At 61.1% G+C, this 25,456-nt stretch carries 20 protein-coding genes and 1 pseudogene; 14 read left to right on the top strand and 7 right to left on the bottom strand.

What is annotated here, in order from left to right:
- Positions 1-56: 56 nt before the first annotated feature.
- Positions 57-1,073, bottom strand: a complete 1,017-nt coding sequence (locus tag C8D99_RS03115) for an ABC transporter substrate-binding protein (protein ID WP_243833817.1) — start codon at positions 1,071-1,073, stop codon at positions 57-59.
- 248 nt (positions 1,074-1,321) lie between these two features.
- On the opposite strand from C8D99_RS03115, the gene C8D99_RS03110 reads away from it, so the two are divergent.
- The 9 genes from C8D99_RS03110 to C8D99_RS03070 all read left to right on the top strand — a co-directional run bounded on the left by C8D99_RS03110 (position 1,322) and on the right by C8D99_RS03070 (position 13,874).
- Positions 1,322-1,837, top strand: coding sequence for a PH domain-containing protein (locus C8D99_RS03110; protein ID WP_166669974.1), 516 nt, complete (start codon positions 1,322-1,324; stop codon positions 1,835-1,837).
- A 39-nt stretch (positions 1,838-1,876) separates the two neighbouring features.
- Positions 1,877-2,137, top strand: a complete 261-nt coding sequence (locus C8D99_RS03105) for a DUF1294 domain-containing protein (RefSeq protein ID WP_133956280.1) — start codon at positions 1,877-1,879, stop codon at positions 2,135-2,137.
- Between the two features lie 54 nt (positions 2,138-2,191).
- A complete protein-coding gene (locus tag C8D99_RS03100; RefSeq protein WP_133956278.1) occupies positions 2,192-4,057 on the top strand; it encodes a ligand-binding sensor domain-containing protein in 1,866 nt (621 codons plus the stop codon).
- 22 nt (positions 4,058-4,079) lie between these two features.
- Complete coding sequence (locus C8D99_RS03095) at positions 4,080-5,300, top strand: hypothetical protein (RefSeq protein WP_133956276.1); 1,221 nt, start codon at positions 4,080-4,082, stop codon at positions 5,298-5,300.
- A gap of 25 nt (positions 5,301-5,325) precedes the next feature.
- Positions 5,326-6,108: a hypothetical protein gene (locus C8D99_RS03090; RefSeq protein WP_133956274.1), complete on the top strand. Its 783-nt coding sequence runs from the start codon at positions 5,326-5,328 to the stop codon at positions 6,106-6,108.
- 24 nt (positions 6,109-6,132) lie between these two features.
- Positions 6,133-8,856, top strand: a complete 2,724-nt coding sequence (locus tag C8D99_RS03085; protein WP_133956272.1) for a phospholipase C/P1 nuclease family protein — start codon at positions 6,133-6,135, stop codon at positions 8,854-8,856.
- Positions 8,857-8,905: 49 nt separating this feature from the next.
- Positions 8,906-11,212, top strand: a complete 2,307-nt coding sequence (locus C8D99_RS03080; protein WP_133956270.1) for an NHL repeat-containing protein — start codon at positions 8,906-8,908, stop codon at positions 11,210-11,212.
- A 189-nt stretch (positions 11,213-11,401) separates the two neighbouring features.
- Positions 11,402-11,776, top strand: coding sequence for an ArsR/SmtB family transcription factor (locus C8D99_RS03075; RefSeq protein WP_133956268.1), 375 nt, complete (start codon positions 11,402-11,404; stop codon positions 11,774-11,776).
- Positions 11,769-13,874: a heavy metal translocating P-type ATPase gene (locus C8D99_RS03070; RefSeq protein WP_133956266.1), complete on the top strand. Its 2,106-nt coding sequence runs from the start codon at positions 11,769-11,771 to the stop codon at positions 13,872-13,874. The genes C8D99_RS03075 and C8D99_RS03070 overlap by 8 nt, the downstream gene beginning before the upstream one ends.
- Before the next feature lie 61 nt (positions 13,875-13,935).
- Here C8D99_RS03070 and C8D99_RS03065 read toward each other — a convergent pair whose 3' ends face one another.
- The gene (locus tag C8D99_RS03065; protein WP_133956264.1) at positions 13,936-14,574 is read right to left on the bottom strand and encodes a zinc ribbon domain-containing protein; all 639 of its coding nucleotides are present in this window, start codon (positions 14,572-14,574) and stop codon (positions 13,936-13,938) included.
- A gap of 228 nt (positions 14,575-14,802) precedes the next feature.
- On the opposite strand from C8D99_RS03065, the gene C8D99_RS03060 reads away from it, so the two are divergent.
- The 4 genes from C8D99_RS03060 to C8D99_RS03045 all read left to right on the top strand — a co-directional run bounded on the left by C8D99_RS03060 (position 14,803) and on the right by C8D99_RS03045 (position 20,182).
- Positions 14,803-15,462 (top strand): TetR/AcrR family transcriptional regulator, encoded by a 660-nt coding sequence (locus C8D99_RS03060; RefSeq protein ID WP_166669973.1) that lies wholly within the window; start codon positions 14,803-14,805, stop codon positions 15,460-15,462.
- Complete coding sequence (locus tag C8D99_RS03055; RefSeq protein ID WP_133956259.1) at positions 15,435-16,529, top strand: efflux RND transporter periplasmic adaptor subunit; 1,095 nt, start codon at positions 15,435-15,437, stop codon at positions 16,527-16,529. The genes C8D99_RS03060 and C8D99_RS03055 overlap by 28 nt, the downstream gene beginning before the upstream one ends.
- A gap of 2 nt (positions 16,530-16,531) precedes the next feature.
- Positions 16,532-19,609 carry an efflux RND transporter permease subunit gene (locus C8D99_RS03050; protein WP_133956257.1) on the top strand — a complete coding sequence of 1,026 codons (3,078 nt, stop codon included), beginning with the start codon at positions 16,532-16,534 and terminating at the stop codon, positions 19,607-19,609.
- A 132-nt stretch (positions 19,610-19,741) separates the two neighbouring features.
- Positions 19,742-20,182 carry a hypothetical protein gene (locus C8D99_RS03045; protein WP_133956256.1) on the top strand — a complete coding sequence of 147 codons (441 nt, stop codon included), beginning with the start codon at positions 19,742-19,744 and terminating at the stop codon, positions 20,180-20,182.
- Here the strand turns inward: C8D99_RS03045 and C8D99_RS03040 are convergent.
- Entirely contained in the window at positions 20,175-21,179 is a 1,005-nt protein-coding gene (locus C8D99_RS03040) for an acetamidase/formamidase family protein (protein ID WP_133956254.1), read from the bottom strand. The two genes, C8D99_RS03045 and C8D99_RS03040, sit on opposite strands and share 8 nt — an antisense overlap.
- 324 nt (positions 21,180-21,503) lie before the next feature.
- Here C8D99_RS03040 and C8D99_RS03035 point away from each other — a divergent pair, with 324 nt between their 5' ends.
- Positions 21,504-22,973 (top strand): diguanylate cyclase domain-containing protein, encoded by a 1,470-nt coding sequence (locus C8D99_RS03035; RefSeq protein ID WP_208321050.1) that lies wholly within the window; start codon positions 21,504-21,506, stop codon positions 22,971-22,973.
- On the opposite strand, the gene C8D99_RS15725 is transcribed toward C8D99_RS03035, so the two are convergent.
- The 4 genes and pseudogenes from C8D99_RS15725 to modA all read right to left on the bottom strand — a co-directional run bounded on the left by C8D99_RS15725 (position 22,933) and on the right by modA (position 25,448).
- Positions 22,933-23,454, bottom strand: coding sequence for a TOBE domain-containing protein (locus C8D99_RS15725; RefSeq protein WP_420808812.1), 522 nt, complete (start codon positions 23,452-23,454; stop codon positions 22,933-22,935). The genes C8D99_RS03035 and C8D99_RS15725 overlap by 41 nt on opposite strands.
- Positions 23,455-23,577: 123 nt before the next feature.
- Positions 23,578-24,060, bottom strand: a pseudogene (locus tag C8D99_RS15720) (ATP-binding cassette domain-containing protein); the annotation flags it as partial.
- Positions 24,047-24,697: a molybdate ABC transporter permease subunit gene (gene modB / locus C8D99_RS03025; protein WP_133956248.1), complete on the bottom strand. Its 651-nt coding sequence runs from the start codon at positions 24,695-24,697 to the stop codon at positions 24,047-24,049. The pseudogene C8D99_RS15720 and the gene modB, both read right to left, overlap by 14 nt.
- A gap of 7 nt (positions 24,698-24,704) precedes the next feature.
- Positions 24,705-25,448 carry a molybdate ABC transporter substrate-binding protein gene (gene modA / locus C8D99_RS03020; protein ID WP_166669971.1) on the bottom strand — a complete coding sequence of 248 codons (744 nt, stop codon included), beginning with the start codon at positions 25,446-25,448 and terminating at the stop codon, positions 24,705-24,707.
- Positions 25,449-25,456: the final 8 nt, after the last annotated feature.

The following is a 25,456-nucleotide window of genomic DNA, read 5'->3' as shown; positions in this document are numbered from 1 at the left end:
CAGAGCCGTCCTTCCCCCGCCGGGAAAACTGTGCTTTTCACCATGCGTGTTTTCCCTTATTTCACGACCTCGTTCACCCAGCGTTCCACGAGGCGCATCCTGTTCTCTCCGGACCATTGAATGTCCAGGTCGAGAAGCCTGACCTCCGACATGTCCAGCGCGGGATTCCTGAGAGGAACGTCAGGGTGTGTGGGGATGAGGTTGATCCTGTTTTCCTCGTACAGGCGCTGCATGGCGGGGGTAGCGGCCCAGTCGAGGAAGCGGCGGCCCAGCTCGGGATTCTTCCCGTTCCGCACGAGCCCCATGGCTTCCACTCCGTAGGCCACCCCTTCGGCAGGATAGCTGATGACGATGTCGTAGCCCGTCTGCTGCATCTCGAGGGCATCCACGAGGAAGAAGATTCCGCCTGCAGCCTGGCCCCTGGCGATGGGCAGGGCGCCCCCGGCGCCGCTCTTGGTGTACTGCTGCACGTTTCCGTCGAGCTTTTTCTGGTAGGCGAAAGCTTTATCCTCCCCCATGGCCAGCACGAGGCTGAAAAGACGGGAGACGGCGGTTCCCGAGGTCCTGGCGTCCGCCATGACCAGGCCGTCCCGGTAGGCCGGGGCGAGGAGATCCTGCCAGGACCGGGGGGCAGGCAGGCCGTGTTTCCGGAGAAACTCCCCGCCGGTCATGAAACAGATGGGGTTCACCGCCACGCCCGTCCAGTAGCCGTCAGGATCCCGGAATCGCTGAGGTATGGCTTCGGCTCCCTTCGGAACGTAGGGTTCGAACAGGCCTTCCTTTTTTCCGGCCTCGAAGGCGTCGGCAATACCGCCGAAGAAGACGTCCACCTGGGGATTTTTCTTTTCGGCCACCAGACGGGCGAGCACTTCTCCCGACGGAAAACGGAGAAAATTCACCTTCACTCCCGTATCGCGGGTGAACGCGTCGAAGACGGCGGTGGCGTATCTTTCGGACCAGATGGTGTACACGTTGAGCGTCCCTGATGCGAAGGACTCTCCGGAAAAAAACATGAACGCCGCGGCGGCAAGAAGCCCTGCAAGGGCCCGGAGCATCTGCTGTTTGGAAATCATTGTCTCAGCCTCCCTGCATATGGTTGCGCAAAAATGCTACACTTTTTCCCCAGGCTGTTCCATATCCAGTTGGCCCCGGAAAAAAAACCTTCTGGAATGCCCCGCCTTTTTCCGAAAAAAGAGTCCGGCTCATGGTAGAATGTTCGCCAGGGACGCCGTTCTTTGAAGTTTCCCTTTCCCGGAAGGGAGAAGGGCATTTTGCTTCATAGGCAATGGAGCAATCTCTCAGGAAGGAGTCGATGCAAAAAATGGCGAAGACGTTCATGAGCGCGACAAAGACGGAGGGCGGAGACGCAGCGGAGTTTGATTATATTCTTTCCCCCTCGGTAGCGGGTTTTATTTACCCTCTTGCTGTTCCGACCCTGGTGTTTCTCGCCCCCTTTATCCTGGCGAGCATTTTTCCGAACATGCTCACCGGGATCGGACTGAACGTGGGCAAATGGACGCTTCTCATGTGGGGCCTCCTTCTGACGGCCGCAAACATAGGAATCCAGGAAATACGCAGGAGGAGCATAAAGCTCAAGCTTCACATTGATTACCTTGTTCAGAGCCAAGGCATTTTATTCACTTCCTCAGAGAAGGTCTTCATCCAGGACATCAAAACCACGGAACTTACGAAGACCCTTCTTGAGCGGATGCTCAATCTCGGAACCTTAAGAATAGCCACATCCGGTACGGACGACTACGAAATCACAATCAAGGGCTTCTCCAATCCAGACGGTATCGTAAAGTACATAGCGGATCACCGGAAGGAAGGGGAGTAGCTTCAGTGGCCGCAGCCCCCGGGAAGGAGTGCCGCTGAAATGGCGGCATTTCTTCCCGCCTTTCTCGGAATGAATGTGTTCGCCTTTGTCCTCATGGGATGGGACAAGCTGATGGCAAAGGCGTCGGTCCGGCGGATACCCGAGAACACCCTTCTGCTCGTCGCCCTGATGGGCGGAGGAGCGGGAGCGTTCCTGGGAATGAAGATGTTCCGGCACAAGACGCAGCACCCCAGATTTTCCATAGGGCTCCCTGTGATGGCGGTGATCCAGGCAGTCGCCCTCGCCTATTTTGCCATGTGACGTCCCCGCAGTCCTGGAATCCCCGGTTTTTCCCGCTGAGGAGGTGAAGGGAGAATGGTTCAAGGCGGACAGCATTTTCGAAGCGGAGGCCCAGACCATGGTTCCTCCCGGAAGAGATGCCGGAGCGCAATTCTTTTTCCGGTCCTCCTGATTCTGTCCGGCCTGTTCCTTTCCTCTGCGGCCGCCCCCGGACAGTCGTGGGCTCCCCTTATCGGCGGAGCCCGGGGCCCCGGAGAAAAACTCTATGTCCTCACCTCCGAAAAGGGAGGTCTCTTTGTTTCCGGCAACGGAGGCAGACGCTGGAAAAACCTGGGCGGCAGCCTCCCCTCTTCCCATCTCTTTTCCCTGGCGGTATCCCCTGAAGGCACCCTCTTTCTCGCCGCTTTCGACGAGCTTCTTACGTCACCTGACGGCGGAGTTTCCTGGAAGTCCATGAAGGGCGGCGGCAGGGTCGGGCGTTTTCTTCCCGCATCCGGCGGCACTTACGTGACAGTCCTCTGGGATTCGGGCATCCACTGGGCGGCCGCGGACAACCCCGTGATGGCCAAGGCGGAGGGTGAGGACGGTTCCTTCCTCGTGGCGGACCTGTCGGACGAAGGAAAGGGCCGTCTCCGGGCCGCCGTCTTCGGGAAGGGCATCCTTTTCTCGGGCGACGGCGGAAGAACCTGGAGCCTCGAAGAGCCGGGCCCCGAAAACATCTTCCCCCTCGCCCTCGCCCGCAGTTCCGCCACAGGGACGGTGTTCGCCGGAACCCTCGAAGGGGGAGTCTTCCGGAAGGAGGAAGGGGGAGAGTGGAGCCGTGCATCGGAAGGCCTGCCGCCTCTGTGTACCGTTCAGGCCCTCGCCGCTGACGAAAAAGGGGTGCTCTGGGCCGGAACCCACAAGCAGGGCCTCTTCGTCTCCTCCGATGACGGAAGAACGTGGAGCCCCTTTCCCGCCGGGAATGAGAAAGAGATGTCCGTCACCGTCCTCGTTCCCTTCCGTAAGGGTGTCCTGGCGGGAACGGCCGCAGGCGGCCTCTTCCTGGCCGACGGGGAGAGCTTTTCGGTTACGGCGCTTCTTCCTTCCGACCCGGTGATGGGACTGGCCCGCGAAGGCGGCCGTCTCCTTGCCCTCACCCGGTCCGGAGGGCTTTTTGCCTCATCTGACGGCGGAAAGGGCTGGACCCGCCGGGGAAGCGCAGACAGCGGGACGGTGTTTCTCGCCGCCGTTCCCGAAGGCGGACTGTTCGCCGGAACCGAAAGAAACCTCCTTCTTTCCCGGGACGGAGGCTTTTCCTGGACGGAGATCCCGCTCCCCGCCGAAAAACCCTTCACCTCCCTTATATGGACGTCGGCCGGAGGATTTCTCGCGGGAACTGCGGGAGAGGGGCTGTACCGGTCTCCCGACGGCTATGCCTGGCAGAAGGTGGAGGATGTGGACGGAGAGTACGTTTTTTCCCTTCAGTCACCCGACGGTACGGTCATGGCTGCCGGTACGGACAGGGGGTTTTCCGTTTCCCTTGACGGAGGGCTGACCTGGAAGAACATCTACGTGATCTACGGGATCAGCTCCCTGGCCTTCGACGAAGACGGGAGACTCTGGGGAGTGTCAAGGACCGGTCTGTGGAATGTCTCCCTTCCGGAAGGGGAGACTGAAGAGGGGACCATTGACGGTTTCAGCTGGTCGCCCTTCGAATACCTGACGGACATCTTCCCGGCCGAAGGGAACGGCCTTCTCGCCGTTGCCCGGGAGAGGGTGGTGCGGCTTGTTCCCGGGGAGTCTCCGGGGCGGTTTTCCCTTCGGGAGACAAATATGTCCAATGCCCGTGTCCTGGCCTGTATCGGGATTTCCGGCGGCGGAACGCTGATCGGAACCCCCGCGGGATTTTTCCGGCGTCCGGGCGGAGGGTCCGCATGGACGGAAGTGGAGCTGCCGTGAAGGGCACGGGGAAAGAAACGGGGTGGATCGCATGAAAGAGCTGTACCGCAGGCTCGGAACGCTGTGCCTCCTCTTCCTTGCCATCCTGATGTTTTTTGTCCCGAGGGACGGCGTTTTCGTTCGCCTGTATTCCGTGGACATGGGGAAGGAGTACCGCTCCCAGTACAGCCCGACCCAGGGGCTGTTCGGCGCCGAGGCGGCGGGAGGCCGGTTTATCCGGTCGGTCACGCCCTTCCGTACTATCGCCGGATTTATCGATTCACAAACGGACAAACGCCTCCTGGCCGTGGAGGGAGAACTCTGGCCCGGGATCTTCACCGGGGCCGCGGCAGCTCCCGGGTATCCGCCGACGGCGTGGAGGGAAGCCGGGGAGACCTACCGGAAAAGCCTGTATTACCACGAAGATGAGGAACCCTTCGCTTCTCTTCTTTCAGGAATGGCCGAAAGGGGAGAGACCTTTGCCTATCTGAAGCACTCTTTCCCCGACGGCCCCAGGTTTCTTGCCATGACCGCGGAGGGACCTGGTACGGCCCTGGACAACGGCGCCCCACGGGGACTGGTCCGGCCGTACCGCTCCCTCGCCCCGTGGCCCCTTCTCCTTGGAGCCGTATTCTACCTGTTTCTCCCCCGCAGAAAATTTCCGCCCGGGGCCATCGTGTACCCAAGATGGTCCGCGGTCATCCTTCCCGATGTTCTTTCCTTCGCCATGACGGGGTTCTTTTTCGGGCTTCCCCTGGTTCTGGGCGTTCATATCTTCAACCAGGCCTCATTCCTTGATTTCCTGAACGGCAGCGCCTGGTTCACCCTGGTCTTCTGGGCCATGGGGCTGATCTTCGCCTCCATCCTGTACTGGACGGCGAAGTATGCTTCCTTCGCCCTGCAGATTTCCCCCGATGCACTGTTCCTGACCGTCCTGGGAAAGGACCGCCGTATCGCCTTCTCCGACATCGCGTCCGCCGGTTTCGTGGATTACAGGCCCCCGAAGTGGCTGCGGACCATCATGTTCATCGCGGGACTCGCCAACTGGCGCATGATGGGACAGGCGCTCCTGCTGTCGGGACGGACGGACTGGGGTATCGAATTCTTTTTCAGGGACGGGGGATCGGAGCGGTTCCTGTGCTCGAACATTCCTGGGGCCGGAAGGCTTTTCGACGCCCTCCGCCTTCACAAAGTGCCCCTGTCGGAAGAGCTTCAGCGGGCTGCGGAAGGAACGGGCGTCCCCGGACCGGAAGAGGAGAGCTGAGTATTCCAGTAAAGGCGGTGAAGAAATGGGAACTGTACTGCGCCGAATTTTTGAGGGACCATCTGCCCGCAGGACCTGCCGTTTCCTTGGCCCGGCAGGCCTGCTGGTGTGCCTTCTGGCCGTGAAGCCGGGAGGAGCGGAACCCTCGGGACCCCCTTCGAACGAATGGATTCATAACCGGATAGCCGTGCTGGAGCAGGCTCTTTTCCTCAGGAACGAGGGGCTGCGCATGGAGGAAGAGGGCAATGTCCCGGGGGCCATGGAGGCCTACTGGAAAAGTTTCGTCCTCTACCCTGACTCCCGGCTGGAGGGAAAGGCTCTCTCCTTCCGTCCCGACCTGCAGCCTCTGAAGGACCGGATAGCCTATCTCGAAAGCCTTCTCGCGGCGAAAAAGACCGGTGCGGAAACCGCGGCTTCTGCGCCGGCACCGGGTGAAGCCGCCGGCGGGGACAACGCCGACTGGAGAACCTACCCTGACCTCGCGGCGGAAAAGAAGGCCATCGAGGAGACCTTCGGCCGGTTTCGGAACGCCCTGAAGGAAGGGAATGCCGAAGGGGCGGCCGGGTGTGTCGACGAAAGCCGCCGGGAGGTCTACGCCGCCCTTTTCGGGCAGAAGCCGGAAGCCATGCCCTCCTTCGCGGAACTTCTCGACGGAGCGGAGATGAGCTTTCTGAGCTCGCCGGAGAACGCCGATCCCGGAACAACGAGCACGCAGAGGACCTCGGAGTACGCCGTGGATGTGGGCGGCTTCACGTTCTATGTCCGGTGGATCAAGGTGGACGGGCAATGGGTCCTCTTCGACTTTTAACCCGGCGGAAGGAGGGACGGAGAGATGATTTCCATCGAAGGATCTTTTAAGAAAAGCATTCTTGCGCTGACCGCTGTCCTTGTTTTTTCCCGGGCGCCTGCAGATGCCTGGAGCCAGCCCCCCCACCGCCAGATCAATCTGGAAGCGGTGAAAGTCTTCCTCGCCCAGGCCGGTGGAAAAGAAAAATTCACCATGGGCCCCTTCTCGGGGAAAGGGCTCTCGGAACCCCTGCGGGGTCTTGCGGTGACCAGCTCTTCCCTGCTTGCCTCAGGTTTTGTCTCCGCGGAGGCGGGCCTTTCGGCCCAGTCGTGGATCATCAACGGCGGGGACTGGGCGGACGAGCCCCATCTCTATTCTTCCGTTCGGCATTTCTACGACCCGCTCAGCCTGTCCGGTTCGGCATGGCTGACCGACCAGAGCGAGATCCACGGGCACTACGACAGTCCGTCCATTGACGCAAGGACGTGGGGACTCAGCCATTCCGACAATCCCTTCAGCTTTTTCGTAGCCCTGTCGGCCTACAAGGCGGCCCTCGAGGTCAGGGATGACCTTCCCCTTCCACCGGCTCTGAGTTCCCTCCATTTCAAGACGTCCCTGAGCCTTGCCCCGAAAGACCATGAAGACCTCAGAAGTCTGCAGCTCGCCAGGGCGTACCGCGCCCTGGGGGAAGCGATGCACATGCTCGGGGACATGACCCAGCCCGCCCATGTCCGGAACGACTCCCACCCCGCCGACGAGCCCATCGAGGCCGCCGTTTTCAGCGACCATGTCCGGCGGGCGGCGGCGGCCCCCTTCGTCGATTCGAGAATCCGGCCCTTCCTCGCCAGCGCCGGAGGAAAGCTCCAGGAGCCCGCAGAGCTTTTCCACCGCGTGGCCTCCTTCGTCAACGGAACCTTCTATTCCCTGGACACGATTTACGACAAAGAATCCAAGGTTCTGCCGAACAACCGGCAGAAGGGATACCCTTCCCCCCAGCTGAGGGACCTGGCGGTGGAAAAAAAGAAGATCCCGGGATTCGTGGGGGAAAGGGAAGTCCGGAGGTTCTACGGCGTCTTCGACACCGAACGGGCGGCCATGATCCAGGACCGCCTCAGTTTTCACTGGTTCGACCCGGAGCAGTCCTTCGTGTCGGATTTCGAGGGGGCCAAGGAAAAGGCGGGAAGAGCCGCGGCAGCCGCATTGAGAAGACTCGGTCCCTTCCAGGTTCCCCACGCCTTCGCCGCCGAGCAGGGGAGGATCCTTCTGCCCGTGGCCATCCACGCCTGCGCCGACCTGATGGATCTCTTCTATCCCACCCTGGAGCTCCGGGCGGAGTACGAGGAAATGGAGTCGGAGATGGAAGGGGTCGATCCCCGGGCCACGCCGGTACGGATCATAGAAGTGAAGGCTTCCATGAAGCATCATTCCGAAAAGGACCCGGCATGGAAGGCGAACGGCCTTTCCATCAGTTATTCCGGGCCCGCCCTGCTCGTGGTGCGGGAGAAGGACAAAACGGTTTACGAGAGAAAAATTCTGTTCGTGAAGGGCGAGCCGAAGCAGATCGAGACAGCGGACGGAAAAATGGAGGAAGCTCCCCTCAGGCTTTTCGCTGCCGGAACCGCCGGGCCTCTCAGTGAGGAGGAACTCTTCTACGAGATAAAACCCGGCCAGGAGGCTTTTTTGAGAATAGAGGCGGGAAGCCGGGTCTTTGAAAGCGTACCATGGAAGGAAGAGGACAAGACCGAAGTCACCGTCCTTCCTCCCCGTGTTCTTGTGCTGGAGCTGATCGACGACGCTTCGGAGGCGGAACACGAATTCGAGGCGTCGGCCGTGCCGAAGAAGCCTCATCTGTTCGAGTGGGATTTCGGCGACGGAAGTCCTGTTGTGGAAGACCGGAAAGGCCCGGGGGAGAACTCCGTGCGGGTCCACCGCTTTACAGGCCTGAAGCCCGGAGATTCTTTCGCCCCCGCCGTCCGGCTGCTTGACGAAAAAGGCAGGGTCCTCGCGGAAGATTCCGTCTCCGTCACTGTGCTCAAGGGGGAAAAACGGCACTTCTTTGAAAACCGGACCTTCTGGATGACCGGTTCCCCCCTGGGGAATGACCCGACGGCGGACCTGCCTACCGTTCCTCTCGTCCTTTCCCCCTCGATCTCGGGAATTGACGGCGAAATTACCCCGGACAGCCCTGAGGGGAAACGGCTGGCCCAGCTCACCGAAGGCGTGGCAAAGGCCGGTGACTACATGAAGGAACAGATGGCCAAGGAAATGGCGAAAATGGGCATCAGTCTGAGCGATGCCCAGATGGCCGAGGCGCTGATACAGGCCCTTTCCATGGCCGGTCTCGGAGGGCAGGACGGCCCGGTCCAGAGGCGCCCCGTCCTGGGAAGCGGCTGGCAGCATGAAGGCCGCCCGGTAACCCTTTCGCTCGCAGTTTCCATCGGCACAATTCCCCCGCTCCGGCTGTACATGCGGGGCGAAAAGGATCAGCCCGAACCCGTGGAGGCCCGGATGGCCGTACGGAACTGGTTCTTCACCACGGGAACCCAGTCAAGCCCCTCCGTTCAGGGAAGCGGCGGATCGGCTTCCGTTTCCTGGACGCCGGAAAAGGGAAAGACCCCAGAGTCATTTGCTCTGGACCTGGTGGTTTTCTACTCCCTGGAGTTTTTCAAAAGAACCGGTGAACCCTGGGGCAGCGAAGGTGTTCCCCTCAGGTACGAGAATATGTCCGTCTCGTTCCCCGTGGGGGTGTACTTCTGCCCGGTGAAATGACACGGTCGCCCGGGGAATGCGTATCATGCAGAGAAGGAGGAAGTTTTCGATGAACCGTTTTCTTTCAGCCGTTTTTCACCGCCTCTTCAGGAGAGAGAGTGGCCCGGCGGTCTTACTCTGCCGGATTCTCCCGGTCTCCGTTGTCCTCGCGCTGCTCCTTGTCCGGGCCTTTCCCGCCCCGGCAGCAGAGGCCCCTTCCCCGGACGATGTTCCCCCTGGAATGACCCTCCGGTGGGTCCCTCCCTTTTACATGACCGTTCCCTCGGACTGGAAGCCCATGCTGGACCGGGACGGACTGGGCTTCTACACCGGGGCTCATCCCGAGGCCATGGACGACCCGTCCCTGGCGGACCTTCCCCTGGTGGCCTTCGGCGTGACGCGGCAGAAGGCCCCGAAGGGCGGCGGGCACCGGGCCTTTTTCGAGGAAATGGAACGAAGTGCGGCGAAGGATAAAGCGCAGAATTTCACCTCAAAAGAAGAAGAAATCACCATCGGGTCCCGCCCGGCGGTATTCTATTCCGTTTCCGCCGATGTGGAGATACGGGGAAAGACCCAGAAAGTGGAGATGAACCTTGTGGTCGGCAAGGAACCCGATACGGAGGGCAATCACATTCTCGTGATGATCGCGGGGAAATCGGCCTCTATTGAGAAGTACCGTGACGTGATCAAAACCATGCTCTCCTCGGCCCGGGAAGGTGTTCCCCCGCTGGAGAAGAGCCTTTCGTTCCCCTTCGGGGCGACCCAGGAGGCCTTCCGTCACTCCGAGGGACCGTTCGTAGCGCCCGATGGCACCGTTGCTGTTCTTGACCGGTTCGGCAAACGGATACGTCTTTTCGATGTTTCCGGAACCCAGGTGGATGAATGGGGGCAGAAGGGCACTGGTGAGGACGGAACCTTCGCCTGGCCTACGGTCATCGCCTTTGCGCCCGACGGGTCGCTGTACGTGGCCGACGAAGGCTACTCCGTGGATGCGAACATCCAGCGTTTTTCCCGAAAAGGAGAATTCCTTGGAAAGATAAAGGCGGATACGAAAACCCTCGGCGAGAAGGGGATGTACAAACCGAACTTTCTCGCCGTTACGGAAACGGGGAAAATTGTCACTGCCGGGACCAGCGAAATATCGAACGGAAAGCCGAGGCTCCTTGTTTTCTCGCCTGAAGGAGATCTCCTTCTCTCCAGGGATATGAAGGCCGACGGCCCCATGGCGCTCCTTCCCGGGGAAAAGCTTGTCATGGCGAGCCCGGAGCCGGACAACGACCGGGCCGACGTATTCTCGGTGTATGACCTGGAAGGAAACCTCCTGAAGGAATGGTCCATGTGGGGGAGCGATCTTCCGGCCCTCCCCGGAGAAGAAGGGATCTATTTCCGGGTGAAATTCCTGGGGGCCGACGCGGAAGGACGGATGTACGCCTACGATGATTCCGAGGACGGACTGTGGATCTACGGGGCTGACGGCAGGTTTCTGCAGGTTCTTCCCGCAAGGAGGACCTTCGGCATCATGGAGGGCATGGCCGTTCTGCCCGGCGGAGACGTGCTCGTCAAGGACCGTCCCAGCGGGTACGGGCCGGGAGAACCGTCGGTGCACCGTATGAAAAATGCCTGGCCGGCGAAAGTCCCGGAACAGCCCGTCCCGGAAACCCCGCCCGCCCAGCCACCCTCGGATGTCCCTCCCCCGGGGGGCGAGACCCCTCCTGCGGTTTCGCAAACCGGTCCGGATGACAAAGGCCTTGAAAACGAACTTGCCCGCCTGAAGGAAGCCCTCCTGCTGCGGGAGGAGGCGGCTGCTCTCGAGAAGGAAGGGAACCGTGCCGGCGCTGCGGCAAAATACAGGGAGAGCCTCGCCTTCCACGATGATCCCAATGTGAAGGCCTACGCCGAGGGGCTCGAGCGCATGGTTGCCTCTGCCGCAGGTCCTGCGGCCCCGAAGGAGACGCCCAAGGAGACGCCCAAGGAGACGCCCAAGGAGACACCCAAAGAGACACCGCCGAAGGAGGCGTCCCCCTTCGAGGCGGTGACGGGCAGGGATGCCCGGCGAAAGGCCGAATCCCTCTGGAACGAGGCGGGTGCCCTGCAGCAGGCGAAAAAGTACGAGGAGGCCCTGGCCCTGTACCGCAAGGGGCTTGGGTTGTCCCCTGACACAACGGTGAGCGCCCATGTCGCCAGGCTCGAGGAATTCATGCCCAGGGCTAAGGCCAGGGCCGAGGAAATCTGGAAACAGGCAGGACAGCTCCAGAACGGGAAGAAGTACGGCGAGGCCCTGAAGAAGTACAGGGAAGGGCTTGACCTTTACCATAACACGGTCGTGGAGGAGCATGTCCGGAAGCTGGAGGCCTTCATCGCCCGGCAGAAAAAATAGGGGCTTATCAGCATCGGAAACATTCCGAAAAACGGTGTTCAGGCAGAGGCGGACGTTCCCGGAAGGGGGCGTCCGCCTCTGCGCTGGAGAGGAAGATGGTTTCGTCCTCCAGGGGGTTGAAAAAAGGAGGTTTCGGTGGTATATGAATAAATGAACAAGTGCGCATATATTCATATAAGGAGAAGAGCCATGAATCATATCTCTCAGGAAGAAATGCACCAGTCCGGTCTTTCCCGGGTCTCGGCGGAGATGCCTGCCGACGAGATGCTGTACGAGCTCGCCGACCTGTTCCGGGTCTTCGGCGACACCACGAGGATCAAGATCCTCTGCGCCCTTTCCGTTTCCGATCTCTGCGTGGCGGACATCGCGGCGCTGCTCTCCATGAACCAGTCGGCCATTTCCCATCAGCTCAGGGTGCTCAAGCAGGCCCGCCTCGTGCGGGTCACCCGGAGGGGGCGGTCTTCCATCTACGGCCTCGACGACGACCACGTGAGGACCATATTCGAGCAGGGCTTCAGGCACGTCCGCCACATCGCCCCGGGGGAGGAAGAATCTCATGGCTGACGGCGCCGGCGAAATCCGCCTCTCCCTAGAAGGTCTGAACTGCGCCCAGTGTTCCTCGAAGATCGAGAAAGCCGTAGCCGTGCTGCCAGGTGTCTCTTCCGCCGCCATCGACCTCGTCGCCGGCAGAATGAGGATTTCTCTCGAGGATCAGCGGCCTGCCGGTGAACTCCTCTCCAGCATCCGGACCGTCGTGTCGTCCATCGAGCCGGGGGTGGTGGTCTCCGAAGAACGTCTCCCGGAAGGACCGTCGTCCCTGCCGAAGGGAGATATGCTCCGCCTTTCAGCCGGAGCCCTGCTCTGGCTCGCAGCCCTCTTTCTGCCCCTCGGGGAAATCGCCCGGTTTCTTCTGTATGTAACCGCCTACCTGACGGCGGGAATAAAGGTCCTCCGTACCGTGGCGGGAAACCTCCGCCGGGGGGCTCTTTTCGACGAGTTCTTTCTCATGACGGCCGCCACCGGCGGCGCTTTCGCCATCGGCGAGTTCTCCGAAGCGGTGGCGGTGATGCTGTTTTACGAAACGGGGGAACTGGTGCAGTCTCTCGCCGTGGAGCGGTCCCGCCGTTCCATCCTGTCGCTCCTGGACATCCGCCCTGACAGGGCGACGGTGCTCGAAGACGGGGAATGGAAAACGGCCCGGGCGGAGGACGTCACGGCAGGGCGCACGCTGCTCGTGAAGCCGGGGGAACGGGTTCCCCTCGACGGAAAGGTGCTTGATGGGACGTCCTCCCTGGATACGTCCTCCCTGACGGGAGAATCGGTCCCGCGGGACGTGTCGGAGGGGAGCGAAGTGCTCGCCGGGAGCGTCAACCTCGGCGGCACCCTCACGGTGACCGTGCTCCGCCCCTTCGGCGAGACAACCCTTTCCAAAGGACTCCGGCTGATCGAGGAGGCCCGGGAGCGAAAGGCCCCCACCGAGCGGTTCATCACGTCCTTTGCCAGGTGGTACACTCCGGCTGTGGTGGTCCTTGCCGCCCTCCTCGCCCTGGTGCCCCCCCTCGCAGGCCTGGGGGGATTCCGGGACTGGGGGTACCGGGCCCTGGTCTTCCTGGTGGTATCCTGCCCATGCGCCCTCGTGATCTCCGTTCCCCTCGCCCTGTTCGGCGGCATGGGCGCCGCATCCCGCCGGGGGATCCTGCTGAAGGGGGGCAACGTGCTGGAGACCCTGGCCCGAACCAGGGCCGTCCTCTTCGACAAGACGGGCACCCTCACCATGGGCGTATTCCGGGTGACGGAAATCCATCCGTCCTCCTTCATGACAGCCCGTGAATTGATAGAAACGGCGGCGGCGGCCGAACGGGGATCGAATCATCCCGTCGCCCGGGCTGTGGCGGCGGCAGGGGGGGTGCAGGGCCCGGCCCTGCCGGTGGAGGAGTACCCCGGACTGGGTGTTCGGCTGGTCCTTGACGGTGAAGAGATTCTCGCAGGGAACGCGGCTCTCCTGGAGCGGCACGGAGTTCCGGTCGACGGAGATCCCGGATGGAAGCCCGGAGCGGTGGTCCACGTGTCCCGGGGAGGGCGCTACGCAGGCTTTCTCGTGGTGGAGGACACCCCCAGGGAACAGGCCCGGGAGGCGGTGGACCGCCTGCGGAAGCTTGGGGTGAACACCGTGGGCATGCTGTCGGGGGACCGGCCGGAGAACGCTGGAAAACTCGCTTCGCAGCTTGGCCTCGACATTTGGGAAGGGGGGCTCCTTCCCGCCGGCAAGCTTGATTCCTTCAGGAGGATCAGGGAGGAGGCAGGAGGAACAACCCTCTTCGTCGGCGACGGCATGAACGACGCTCCTCTTCTTGCCGCGGCCGACGCCGGCTTCGCCATGGGCGGCCTGGGGGCTGACGCCGCCATCGAGGCCGCCGACGGGGTGCTTCTCCGGGACGACCCCCTCGGGGCGGCGGAGGCCATCGAAATTGCCCGGAGAACCCGGGCCATCGTCTGGCAAAACATTGCCTTCGCCCTCGGAGTGAAGGGACTTGTGCTGGCCATGGGAGCCTTCGGCGTCGCCACCATGTGGGAAGCAGTCTTCGCCGATGTGGGAGTGGCACTCCTCGCCACGCTGAACGCGGCTCGGATCCTGCGGACCGGGGGAGCGGAAAAGGGCTGAATATCCTCCTGCGGATGAGGCAACCGGAACAGGGGGCGGCCGGGAAGGCCGCCCCCCTGTGTCATTCTCTGTCCGCCAGACCGGACTCCACGAGCATGTTGATGTGCTGCTGGATGTAGAGAAACTGAAAGAAGAAGGTCATTGCCGAAGACCTGGCCACCAGGTTCGCCGCCAGGGGGCTGCCGTCGGTCCGGGACGCGAATTTTCGGAGGATGGTCCGCATTCTGAAGGAGACCATGGTCATGGAGGCGAACCATGCAAGAAAAGACCAGCCGGAAAGGGCTTCCTTCTCCTCGAAGGTAAGGGTGACGGCAAGCTCGGGAAGCTTTTCGATGTTTCCCGCCGCAACGAAAAGAACCGTAGCGGCCAGAAAGGCAAGGGGAAGGACCAGGCCGAGCTTCTTTTCAGGTACCATGGAGTCGAAGGCCTTTCTCCGGAGAAAAACCCAGAGGACAGGGTAGAACAGAAAGGTCAGGAAGGAGAGGAGGAGCATGAAGACCGGGCTGACCGTCCTCAGGGCGACCCGCGGGCCTGAAGGGGCCCCTTCCCGGAGATGACGCATTCCGGATTCCTCATCCTTCGGACTCTTTTTCGGACTTGACGATGGAACGGGTGGATCGGTCTTCACCTGGGCGCCGCAGTACTCGCAGAAGGACGCGCCTTCCTGCAGGGATGCGCCGCATCCTGGGCAGTTTTTCATACAAATCGCTCCTTTTCATAGGAAATAAACGGCCCCTTTCCCCCGGACACAGGGAAAAGGGAGAACGGGGCGGGCATGAACCCGATGTCCCGGAAGCGCCGGAATTCTCTCCGGGCGGTCAGCCGGGAAGGGCGCCCCATGCATTATACTTCCTGAATTTCCCCGTTGACAAATTAGACCGTATGGTCTAACCTGTCGGTCTGTACCGGAAAGATGAGGAGGTGCGCTGTGCGTTACAGTTCCAGGAAGATTGATGATGAAAAAAGAGCGGCCCTCATCGAGGCCGCCATGGAGGAGATAGCGGCCAACGGCATCGACGGGGCCTCCTACAACAGGATCATAGAGCGGTCAGGCCTGAGCAAGGGTGTGGTCTACTACTATTTCGAGAACAAGGAGAGCCTCTATCTCACCGTTCTCGACGAGGTGGAGCGGCAGTTTCTCTCCTCGGTGGGAAAGCTGAAGCTGCCTGAAACCAGGGAGGAGTTCTGGACCGCCTGTCGCCTGTATTACGAGAAGGCCATACGGTACGGCGCCGGGAATCTGGGGATCGTCAAGGTGGTACGGAACCTGATCGAGCCAGGCACGGGAATGAAGGGAAGCGCCGAACTGCGGGAAAACTTCAGGAGAGTCGAGCGGTGGACCGCCAACCTTCTGAAGCGGGGCCAGGACCTTGGGGCAATTCGAAAGGATGTGCCTCCGGATCTCCTGCGGAGCGTTCTCCAGGCCATGGGGCATACCATGGATTCGTGGCTTTTCGAACATCTGGAGAAAGCCCCTGAAAGCGTGAGCGTTGAAAAATTTCTGGCCTTCGCGCTGGATATGTTCAAGAGAATTTTGTCACCGGAAGGGGCAGTGGAAACATGGCAAAATCAATTTTCGCAAGGCTGAGTGCAGTGTTCTGGGTCCTCCTGATCTGCGCGGGAGGCGTTTTCATGGTGGTCCGGGTGCAGGCGAAGCTCCAGGAGACTGCCGCCAACGCGGCTGCCATGGAACAGAAAGAGGAAGTGCCCGTTCCGGTTGACGTGATGCGGCTTTCCCGGCAGGACTGGGAAATCTGGAGGAGCTACTACGGCCAGGCAAAGGCCGGAAAAAGCCAGACAGTCACATCCTACGTGAAGGAAATCGTCCGGGAGGTCCATGTCCAGATCGGTGACAAAGTGAAGGCGGGTCAGGTGCTGCTGACCCTTTCCTCCCAGGACTACCGGGCTTCCGCCGCCGCCGACAGGGCGAGCTACGAGGACGCGGTGCGGGACTATAAACGGCTTTCCGAGCTCCACAAATCCGGGGGTGTTTCCAAGGCCCAGGTGGAGCAGGCTTTTTCGAGGATGAAGAGCGAGGAGGCGAAGCTTCAGTCCTCCCAGTCCACCCTCGCCCGCACCCAGGTCAGGGCCAGCATCGACGGCATAGTGGCCAGCCGGACCGTGGAGCCGGGGGAAGTGGCCGCCGACGGAAAGGCCCTGCTGACCATCATTGACCTCAAGGACCTGGAGGCGGAGATCATGGTCTCCCGGAAGGACATCCTGAGCCTGAACCGGGAAACCCCCGTGGAAGTGCTGAGCGACGGACAGAAGACGAAATGTTCCATCAAGAGGATCAGCCCCGAGGCTGCCCAGGGGTCGGGACTGTACCCCGTGGTGGTCTGCCTGAACGGTCTCGACGTGCTTCCCGGCACCCACGTGGAGGCCCGCTTCCTCGTGGAGAAAAAGAAGGACCTGATCATCATTCCCTCCGAGATCGTCCAGAGAAGGGGAGACAAGGCCTTTGTCTATGTCCTTGACGGCGAACGGGCGAAACTCCGGGAGATTGTTCCGGGTGAGGGGCAGAACGGCACCCTTTCCGTGGATGCCGGTCTTTCTGAAGGAGACCTCGTGGTGGTCAGGGGGCATAACCTGCTGTTTGAGAACGCCCTCGTCACCATAACCAGGGAGGACGCCGCCGGCTCGGCAGGCAAATAACCATGGGCGGTCTCGTACGATTCTGCATAAAGCGCCCGGTATTCACCTGGGCGATGGTCCTTGTTCTCGTCCTCCTCGGGGTAAGCAGCTACAACCAGCTTGCGGTGGCCCTGCTTCCAAAGGTGGATATCCCCGTGGTGGTGGTCCAGACCGTCTACCGGGGAGCGAGCCCCAACGAGATCGAACAGCTGGTGACGAAGCCCATCGAGGACGCCATAGCTGACCTGGAGGGTCTTGACAAGATCACGAGTTATTCGGCGGAGAGCAACTCCTTCGTGGTCCTTGAGATGGAAGTGGACGTGAACGTGGACCAGGCCCTCGTGGACGTGTCCAACAAGGTAAAGTCGGCCAGGAACAAGCTTCCTGACGGTGTGGACGAACCCATCTTCAGGAAGGTGGACATCAACGCCCAGGCCTTCATGGTCGTGGCCTTCACAAGCTCTCTTCCGGAGAAGGAAGCGAAGAAGATCATCGAGGACAACATTGTCCCCCGCCTCTCCAGGGTGGACGGCGTCGGCCAGACGAGCGTGACGGGCGGCCGGGACAGGGAGATCAGGATCCTGCTCGACCCCGTGGCCCTCAGCGAATACCGGGTGAGCATCCAGACCCTTGCGGCGGTGGTGGCGGCCAACAACGTGACCAACCCCTCCGGCTACATCACCCAGGAGAAAGACGAGACGTGGCTCCGCCTCATCGGTGAATTCAACAGGGTAGAGGAACTGGAGAACATCATGATTCCCACCGCATCGGGAAACCCCGTTCGGGTGCGGGATCTGGGAACGGTGGTGGACGGCGAGCAGGACGTGCGGTCCATCGCCCGGGTGAACGGGAACCCGGTGGTGCAGCTCCGGATCAGCGCCCGTCCCAATTCCGACGTGGTGAGAGCGGGGGAGCTGGTGAAGAAGGAGCTCGGCGCGATCATGAAGACCATGCCGGACTTCACCGCGGAAATCCCTTTCGATGATACGAAGTTTATCGAGTCGTCGGTGAAGAACGTGCTCCGGGACATGGGATTCGGCATCCTGCTCACCGTGGTGGTGCTCTACCTCTTCCTCAAACGGTTCTCGGCCACCTTCATCGTCTCCGTGGCCATGCCCGTGGCGCTTTTCGCCACCTTTATGCCCCTGGCCATGCACGGCTATTCCCTGAACATCATGAGCTCCCTGGGACTTGCCATCTCCATGGGCGTCCTGGTGAACAATTCCATCCTCATCATCGAGAACATCTACCGCTTCCGGGACATGGGCTATTCCCCCGAGGAGGCGGCGGAAAAGGGAACGGTGGAGATCTCCCTGTCGGTCATCGCCGGCACGGCCACGAACCTCGGGGTGTTCCTCCCCGTGGCCATCATGAGGGGAATCGCCGGACAGTTCCTGGTGCAGTATGCCATGACCATCGTCTACGCCACCCTCTTCTCCCTGTGGGTCTCACTGACCCTGACACCGTCCATGGCCGCGAGAATCAAGTCCGACAAGGGCACCCCCAGGCTGGGGCGCATTCTCTGCGGGTGGTGGGACTGGTTCTATTCCGGCTTCGAAGAGCTGTTTCTCTTTTCTCTCAGGCGGGCCCTGGCCCATCCGCTGATCACCATCGTGATCTTCCTCGGGCTCACCTACGGCGCCTTCAGGATGGGAGGACTTATCGGCTCCGAGATGATGCCCCGAACCGACAGCGGGGTTATGACGGTCAGCATCACCCTGCCCAGCAACACCCCGGTGTTCGTGACCCAGGACCGGGTGAAGGAGATCGAGAATCACATCCGGCAAACCCTTCCCTCGCTGAAATACGTCGTTTCCACGGTAGGCGCCTCGGGAAGAAACCAGGGAACCCACAAGGCGACCGTGGAAGCCTATTTCACCGAGGACCCGGACCGGCCCTCCACCATGGAAATGGCGGACCGCATCCGCCCCTTCGTGAACTCCATGCCCGGAGTGGACGGGGCGGTCAGCGGGTTCCGGCAGAACATGGGAGGCGGGAAACCCATCCAGCTCGTGGTGAGGGGGGAAGAACTTGAAACCCTCTACCGGATCGCGGAGACCATACGGGACCGGATCCGTCATGTGCCGGGAATCGTGGACGCCGGCATCGACGTGGAAATGGGCAAGCCCGAGCTGCAGATCCTGCCCGTGAGATGGCGTCTTTCCCAGTTCGGCATCGACATGACCACCCTTTCCCACGTAATTTACGGCTATCTTGTCGGCATGGATGCGGGAAAGTTCCGCCAGGAAGGCTTTGAGTACGACATAAAGGCCCGGATCAGCCCGGACAAGGCGAAGGATATCTTCAAGGTCCAGGACCTGCCGATCATGACAACCTACGGTCTCATGCCCCTGAAGGAATTCGCCGAGGTGCAGTGGAGGGACGGGCCGACGGAAGTCGTCCGGAAAGACAGGCAGAAGGCGGTCACCGTCGAGGCGGACGCACGCTATATCAGCGTCGGCGAGGCCACGGTCAATGCCCGCAGGGCCATAGCGGACCTCGCTCTTCCCGAGGGATACTCCATCGACTACGGCGGAGACGCGGAATTCATGGAGGAGACCTTCGGAGAACTGGGCAGGGCGCTCTTCATCGCCATAGGGCTGACGTTCATCATTATAGCGGCCATCCTCGAGTCCTGGTTCTTCGCCTTCGTGATCATTCTCACGGTGCCCCTGGCCGCCCTGGGAGTCATTCCCTCCATGCTGCTGTCCGGGGTCTCCATTTCCATGTTCGCCCTCATCGGTCTCATCATGCTGGTGGGACTGGTGGTGAACAACGCCATCGTGGTCATCGACTACGCCGAAACCCGAAGAAAGGAAGAAGGGGAACCGGCTGCCACAGCCATTGAGAAAGCCTGTGCCATCCGGCTCAGGATGCTCTTCATGGCCATCTCCGCCGCCGTCATCTCCATGGTTCCCCTGGCCCTGGGAACCGGACAGGGCGGCGCCCTGCGGCAGCCCATCGCCTTCGTGGCCATCGGCGGACTTGTTGCCGGCGGCATCATCGCCCTGCTTGTCGTGCCCGCAGTCTACAAGCTCTACTGGGGGTTCCGGGAGCGGAGGGCGGCCAGGAAGGCCCAGGCTGCCGCCGCATCGGAATAGCAGGCGGTTCGTGCCCCTCCTTCCACGGAGGGGCTTTTTTTTCACCAGCTCTTCTATAATAGAATGAAGGGACGACTCTCTCAGCCTGCCCTGTCCTGTGCGGAAATGGGCGGGAGAAAGGAGACGGTAACGATGTCCATCAGGAGGAACGCCGGAATATTGCGGGGAGCCGCTCTTCTTGCCGCTCTCATCATATTCTGCGGCGCCGCTGCCGCGGCGGAAAAGCCCTATACGCCCCAGCCGGGAAACCCTGTCAGGAAAGCGGTTCTGGACGGGCTGCGGGAATGGGTCCTGGAGAACCACGATCTCAGGGTCGTCTTCGTGGTCCGTTATCTGAAGGTGGCCGAAGGGTGGGCCTGGGCGGAAACGGCGCCCCAGTCGCCGGACGGCGCCGAGAAGTACGAAGGTCTCACGGCCCTCCTCAGACGGACCGGGGAAAAATGGGAAGTGATGCACGTCCCGTCCGGGGAGGAGGATGCCCCTCCCGTGGACGGGACGTATTTTGAAATGCTTCTCGAGGAAGTGCCCGAGATTCCCAGGGGTATTTTCCCCTGGGAACGGAAGGTCAACTGAAGATCGACTTCGGGATCATGCCGTGGACGCCCTTGTCGCCGTCCACCACCTGGGTGACGCGGAAATCCACTGAGAGGCTGCACAGGGAGAAGGCTTCCTCCCGGGAGAGTCCCTTTTCCCTCATGAGAAAGGATATGGCCTCACGGATAGCCATCTTCATGGCCTCGTCCAGATCGTGGTGGAATCCCATGACGATCCAGTGGGTCGGCGACTCGGCGAGAGGGTAGTGGAGTTTCAGGTCCTTCCGGACAACGAACTGAAGCTCCACTTCCTCGAAATAGGTCTCGGCGGCAGCGATGCTCACCTCTCCGTCCCCCTGGACGGCGTGGGCGTCCGCGGCCATGAAGAGAGCTCCCCGTACGTTCACTGGAATGTAGAGGGTTGTTCCCTCCACGAGTTCCTTGTTGTCCATGTTGCCGGCAAAATAGCCCGGAACCGCCGGAGGCAGCTCCTCGCCCGGACGGGGGGCCACGGCCATGGTGCCCAGGAACGGCCTGGTTTTGAGGGTCACGCCGGGGGCGAATTCGATGGTCTTTCTGTCCTGCGACAGGAAGAGGGGTTTCAGGAAGCCTTTGCTGAATCCCTCAGGCAGACCTCCTATGTTCATATGGTCGGGATAGATGTGGGTGACGGCGTATTTTCCGGGGACAATGCGCCTGATCCTTACCTCGAGAGTGTCGCCGGGCTCGGCCCCGTTGATGTGAAAGGGCCCCGTAAAGGCGTAGACGCCGATACCCTTTTCCTTCATTTCCGTGCGAAGGGCAAGCATGTCGTCGAAGGACATTTCGGGGGAAAGATTCCCGCCCAGGAGCATGACCGTGTTGAAAACCACGGTGTCCCCGTCGTCGATCACGAGGGCGGGGGGGATGTCTGCCCTGAGCATGCCGTTGTAGGCCTGTTCCTTCGTGATGAAGAACGGCCGGGTCCGGGCCTGCCCGGCTGAAGGGGCGAGAAGAAGAAAGGCGAGGGCGGAAAACAGCAGCAGTGCGAAAAGCATGGCGGTACACCTCCGAAAAAAGAATTCGAACCGGTGCGAGTATAGCAGTTTTTCGCAAAAATGAGTTCCCGGGGGGCGGAATGGCGAAATGAAGCGGGAAAGAAAAGTGAAAAACTTGCGGGTGAATAACCTGAACACTATAATCTGACGGTGTGAAAGGTGTTTTGGTTTAAAAAATGGTCAAATATACGCAATAATACAACATTGCAAGAGCTCCCATATTCCGGAGGTTTTCATGCCTGTCGAAAGAAGTGTTTCTCCGCCGCTCCCCATGCCGCCCCCCGGACTTTTTTCTTTTCCAGGGGATCCGAACCCGTCGCCGTGATGGAAAGGAAGATGCCCGCCCTGCAGGAAACGGCCGCTTCCCGGCTCGAGATGTCCCAGCTTCTGACCCGGGTTTTTTCCTCTCTTATCGAGACCGGGGAGGAGGACAGGAACCAGGCCGTGGAAAACGGGCTGGAAATTTTCGGCGAATTTCTCCGGGTGGAGAGGAGTTACGTGTTCCTTTTCCGCCGGGAAGACGGCGAAATGCTCATGGATAATACCCATGAATGGTGCGCTGCAGGAGTGAGTTCCGAGAAAGACCGCCTCCAGGGCGTTCCCGTCTCCCTTATCGCCAGATCCATGGATTTGTTCACAAGGGGGGAAGTGCTCAACATCCCCCGGGTTTTCGACCTTCCCGAGGAATCCAGGACAGAGAGGGATCTGCTCGAGTCCCAGGGAATACTGTCCGCCCTGATGGTGCCCCTGAGGGTTTCGGGAAAGCTCACCGGCTTCCTTGGCTTCGACGCGGTGCACGAAGTCCGGGAATGGTCGGATGATGTGATCGCCATAATTTCGCTTCTCGGAAAAATGTTCGCGGGGGCCTTTGAACTCTGGGACCGTACGCGGCTCCTGAAAAGCGTGAACAGTGCCCTTGAACGAAGGATCGCCGACCGTACCGCCGAACTCGGCCTGATCCTCAGGACCATGGACGAGGGATATTTCGTCCTCGACGGCGGGGGCAATTTTCTCAACGTCAACGAGGGGTTTTCCAAAATTGCGGGATACTCCGCCGAAGAGCTTCTCTCCATGTCGATCTTCGACCTTCTCGGCGGCGCCTTTCCGGACGGGCTGAAAGAAGACCGCTCCGGAAGCGGCCGCACGGCGGGAATCTCCTTTGAAACCAGGATCATACGGAAGGAGGGTTCCTGGAGGGACGTGTCGGTGACCGGCCGATTCCTTCCGGAAACGGGAACCTTCGCCGCCTTTGTGCGGGACATAACCGAACGGGTCAGAAGAGAGCGGGCCATGAATTTTCGGGCGAACCACGATCCGCTGACAAACCTGCCGAACCGGCGATGCCTTCTCGACCGGCTGGAAGCGGCTCTCACAAAGACGGGCGAAGCAGGATGCGAACTGGCGGTGGCCATGGTCGACCTCAACGGCTTCAAGCGCGTGAACGACGCACTGGGGCATGCCGAGGGGGACAAGGTCCTGGAAGAAATCGCCATGATCCTTTCCCGGTCGGTGAGGGCGTCCGATACCGTGGCCCGGTGGGGCGGGGACGAATTTGTCATCCTGTTCGAAAAGGTCAGGGATGAGGCCGATGCGGCGTCCCTTGTCTCCAGGGTCTCGGAAGAGGTTCGCGTGACCAGGGCAATCAGGGGCCGGGAGACCGTCGTTACGGCGAGCATCGGCGTGGCCTTCTCTCCGCGGCATGGACGTACGGCTGAAAGTCTGCTCCGGTGCGCCGACGAAGCCATGTACAGGATCAAGAACGGTGAGGGAGGTTTTCTGCTCTATTCTGAATGAATTCCGGGGCGCAGCTTCCCGGTCCCATCCAGACCTCCGCAGCGGCGGGCGGGACGGCGAACCGGACCTGTGAACCGGCATGGAGCCTGAGGGCTTCGTAGGATCCTGAAGAATGCTCGGCCTGCCAGACCGTGCCGTCTTCGGATGCCAGGTAGAGCCTGACGGAACTCCCCAAGGGGACTATTTCCTCCACAGCCGCTGTAAAAATGTTCTTTCCCAGGTCCGGGTCCACCGGAAGATCCGGGTAGAGGATCCGGATCCTGTCCGGCGCCACGAAAACCAGCCCCTCTCCCGGAAATAACCCTCCGCCGTCAAGGTCCAGGCTGACGGTGTCTCCCTCGAAACGGAAGCCGCCTTCTCTGCAGACGATGCCGCCCCGAAAGAGATTGCCCCAGCCGAGGGCGTTCCAGGCCTCTCCCCGGGCTCCCCGCTCCCACAGGCGCCCCACGGGAAAAGATTCCCTGGTGGCCCCGTCCTTCATCACCGTCACCCGGTCGCCCAGGGAGCAGAGGTCCTCGATCTGGTGGGTGACATATACCATGGGGATGCCCGCTTCCCGCCGGATATCCCGGAGTTCCCTGCGGAGGCTTCTCCGGAGGGGACCGTCCAGGGCGCTGAAGGGTTCGTCCAGCAGCAGGAGATCCGGCTCGGCGGCAAGTGCCCGGGCAAGGGCGATCCTCTGGCGCTGTCCTCCGGACAGTTTTTCGGGAAGCCGGTCCTCAAAGCCCGCCATTTTCACCCTGGCGAGCCATTCCACTGCCTTGGCCCGTTCCCTTTTCCCCTGCGGCAGGGCGAAGGCCACGTTTTCAAGGGCGGTCATGTGAGGAAAGAGGGCCAGGTTCTGGAAAAGAAGGCCCACCTTCCGGTCCCGGGGAGGAATGTGTATTCTTTCCGAAGAAGAAAAGAGAACTCTTCCCCCGAGAGTGATCCTCCCTTCCACGGGAGTCCTCAGGCCTGCCAGCACCCTGAGCGTCAGGGATTTCCCCGAGCCGCTCCGCCCGAAGAGGACCCCGGTCTCCGCTCCGAGGTCCAGGGACACGTTCAGGGAAAAAGAACCGGCGGCATCCCGGAAGTCAGCATGAAGCATGTTTTCCGTTCCTTCCTTCTTCGAGCATCCGGACGGCGTAGAGGCTGGCAAGACCGGCTCCGACCAGGAGCAGGGCCGCTCCGTGGGCCCGGGCGAAGTTGAGGGTTTCCACCTGGTTGTAGATATACAGCGGCAGAGTCTGGGTCCGTCCCGGAATATTGCCGGCGATCATAAGGGAGACGCCGAAGTCTCCCAGGGCTCTTGCCGCGGACAGGGCAAGGCCGACGAGGAGCGTGCGCCGGGCCAGGGGCAGGGTGACGGTGAAAAAAACCGTGGATTCCTTTTTTCCCAGGGTCCTGGCGGCGTCCTCGAGCTCCCTGTCCACCGAGGCGAAGGCGGCCCGGGACGCCTGGATCATGATGGGCGACGCCGACACAGCGGCGCCGAGAACGAGGGCGGGAAAGGAGAAGAGGATGCCCATTTCCCTGAGAAGGGGTGTTTTTCCGATGAAAAAGAGGAGATAGAAGCCCATCACCGACGGCGGAAGAATCAGGGGAAGCTGGGCCAGGAGAGAGCAGGCTTCCTTACCCGGAAATTCTCTGCGTGCGAGAAGCCACCCCGCCCCCCCTCCCAGGAGGATGAGAAGGGGAACGGTGAAGAAAAGAACTTTCAGGCTCAGGAGCAGGGGCGGGAGCATTGTCCTGTCAGCGGTCCACTGGAATAAAACCGAATTCCTTCATCACCGGCTCCGCCCCGGGAGAGCGGAGGAAGGCCCAGAAAGCCTCCAGGTGCGCCGTTTTCTTTCCTTTGACAAGACCGCCGAAGAGTACCTGTGGGGGCGTGTCAAGTTCAGTCCATTTTCCTCCCTCAAGCCGCAGGGCGACGCTCAGGGGGAGTATGGCCATATCAGCCCCTCCGCTTTGGGCTGCGAGGGCCGTCTTCAATACGTCTCCTCCGAGAATGAGCCTTCCGCTTTTTTCGATTTTCTCGAAAAATCCTTTCTCCTGAAGATATTCCTTTGCCATCCGGCCGAAGGGTGCCGTCTCGGGATTTGCGATGGCCACCCTGAGCCCGTCCGAGCCGGGCAGGCCGAGGGAGGGGGCATCGCTCCCCATGCGCCAGAGAACGAGGGGCATCTTCACGAAGGGCAGGGGGTCGCCGTCGAGAAGCCCTTTCTCCCGGGCGTACCGGGCCCATTTTTCATCGGCGCTGAGAAAGAGCCCGAAGGGGGCGCCGTTTTCGATCTGACGCACCAGGTTTCCTGAGGCCCCGTACACGCCCCGGAGGTTCGCCCCGTGCTCCCTGTTGAACTGGGGAAGGGCCTTTTCCAGTGCAGGCTGGAGGGATGCCGCAGCCGCCAATATCTCGGCCCGGGCCGGCAGGGACGGGGCCATGAAGAGGAGGGAAAATACAAGAAAAACCGCAGGGCGCTTGAGAACCGCCTTCACAGAAATCG

The organism is Aminivibrio pyruvatiphilus (genome assembly GCF_004366815.1).
Classification (GTDB): Bacteria; Synergistota; Synergistia; order Synergistales; family Aminobacteriaceae; genus Aminivibrio; species Aminivibrio pyruvatiphilus.
This window is presented reverse-complemented; position numbering and strand designations above follow the sequence as displayed.

Excerpts from the sequence above, each read along its gene's own strand:
- C8D99_RS03115 (WP_243833817.1), bottom strand. The coding sequence starts at position 1,073 with ATGATTTCCAAACAGCAGATGCTCCGGGCCCTTGCAGGGCTTCTTGCC.
- C8D99_RS03110 (WP_166669974.1), top strand. The coding sequence starts at position 1,322 with ATGGCGAAGACGTTCATGAGCGCGACAAAGACGGAGGGCGGAGACGCA.
- C8D99_RS03105 (WP_133956280.1), top strand. The coding sequence starts at position 1,877 with ATGGCGGCATTTCTTCCCGCCTTTCTCGGAATGAATGTGTTCGCCTTT.
- C8D99_RS03100 (WP_133956278.1), top strand. The coding sequence starts at position 2,192 with ATGGTTCAAGGCGGACAGCATTTTCGAAGCGGAGGCCCAGACCATGGT.
- C8D99_RS03090 (WP_133956274.1), top strand. The coding sequence starts at position 5,326 with ATGGGAACTGTACTGCGCCGAATTTTTGAGGGACCATCTGCCCGCAGG.
- C8D99_RS03085 (WP_133956272.1), top strand. The coding sequence starts at position 6,133 with ATGATTTCCATCGAAGGATCTTTTAAGAAAAGCATTCTTGCGCTGACC.
- C8D99_RS03080 (WP_133956270.1), top strand. The coding sequence starts at position 8,906 with ATGAACCGTTTTCTTTCAGCCGTTTTTCACCGCCTCTTCAGGAGAGAG.
- C8D99_RS03075 (WP_133956268.1), top strand. The coding sequence starts at position 11,402 with ATGAATCATATCTCTCAGGAAGAAATGCACCAGTCCGGTCTTTCCCGG.
- C8D99_RS03070 (WP_133956266.1), top strand. The coding sequence starts at position 11,769 with ATGGCTGACGGCGCCGGCGAAATCCGCCTCTCCCTAGAAGGTCTGAAC.
- C8D99_RS03065 (WP_133956264.1), bottom strand. The coding sequence starts at position 14,574 with ATGAAAAACTGCCCAGGATGCGGCGCATCCCTGCAGGAAGGCGCGTCC.
- C8D99_RS03055 (WP_133956259.1), top strand. The coding sequence starts at position 15,435 with ATGGCAAAATCAATTTTCGCAAGGCTGAGTGCAGTGTTCTGGGTCCTC.
- C8D99_RS03050 (WP_133956257.1), top strand. The coding sequence starts at position 16,532 with ATGGGCGGTCTCGTACGATTCTGCATAAAGCGCCCGGTATTCACCTGG.
- C8D99_RS03045 (WP_133956256.1), top strand. The coding sequence starts at position 19,742 with ATGTCCATCAGGAGGAACGCCGGAATATTGCGGGGAGCCGCTCTTCTT.
- C8D99_RS03040 (WP_133956254.1), bottom strand. The coding sequence starts at position 21,179 with ATGCTTTTCGCACTGCTGCTGTTTTCCGCCCTCGCCTTTCTTCTTCTC.
- C8D99_RS03035 (WP_208321050.1), top strand. The coding sequence starts at position 21,504 with ATGGAAAGGAAGATGCCCGCCCTGCAGGAAACGGCCGCTTCCCGGCTC.
- C8D99_RS15725 (WP_420808812.1), bottom strand. The coding sequence starts at position 23,454 with ATGAAGGACGGGGCCACCAGGGAATCTTTTCCCGTGGGGCGCCTGTGG.
- modB (WP_133956248.1), bottom strand. The coding sequence starts at position 24,697 with ATGCTCCCGCCCCTGCTCCTGAGCCTGAAAGTTCTTTTCTTCACCGTT.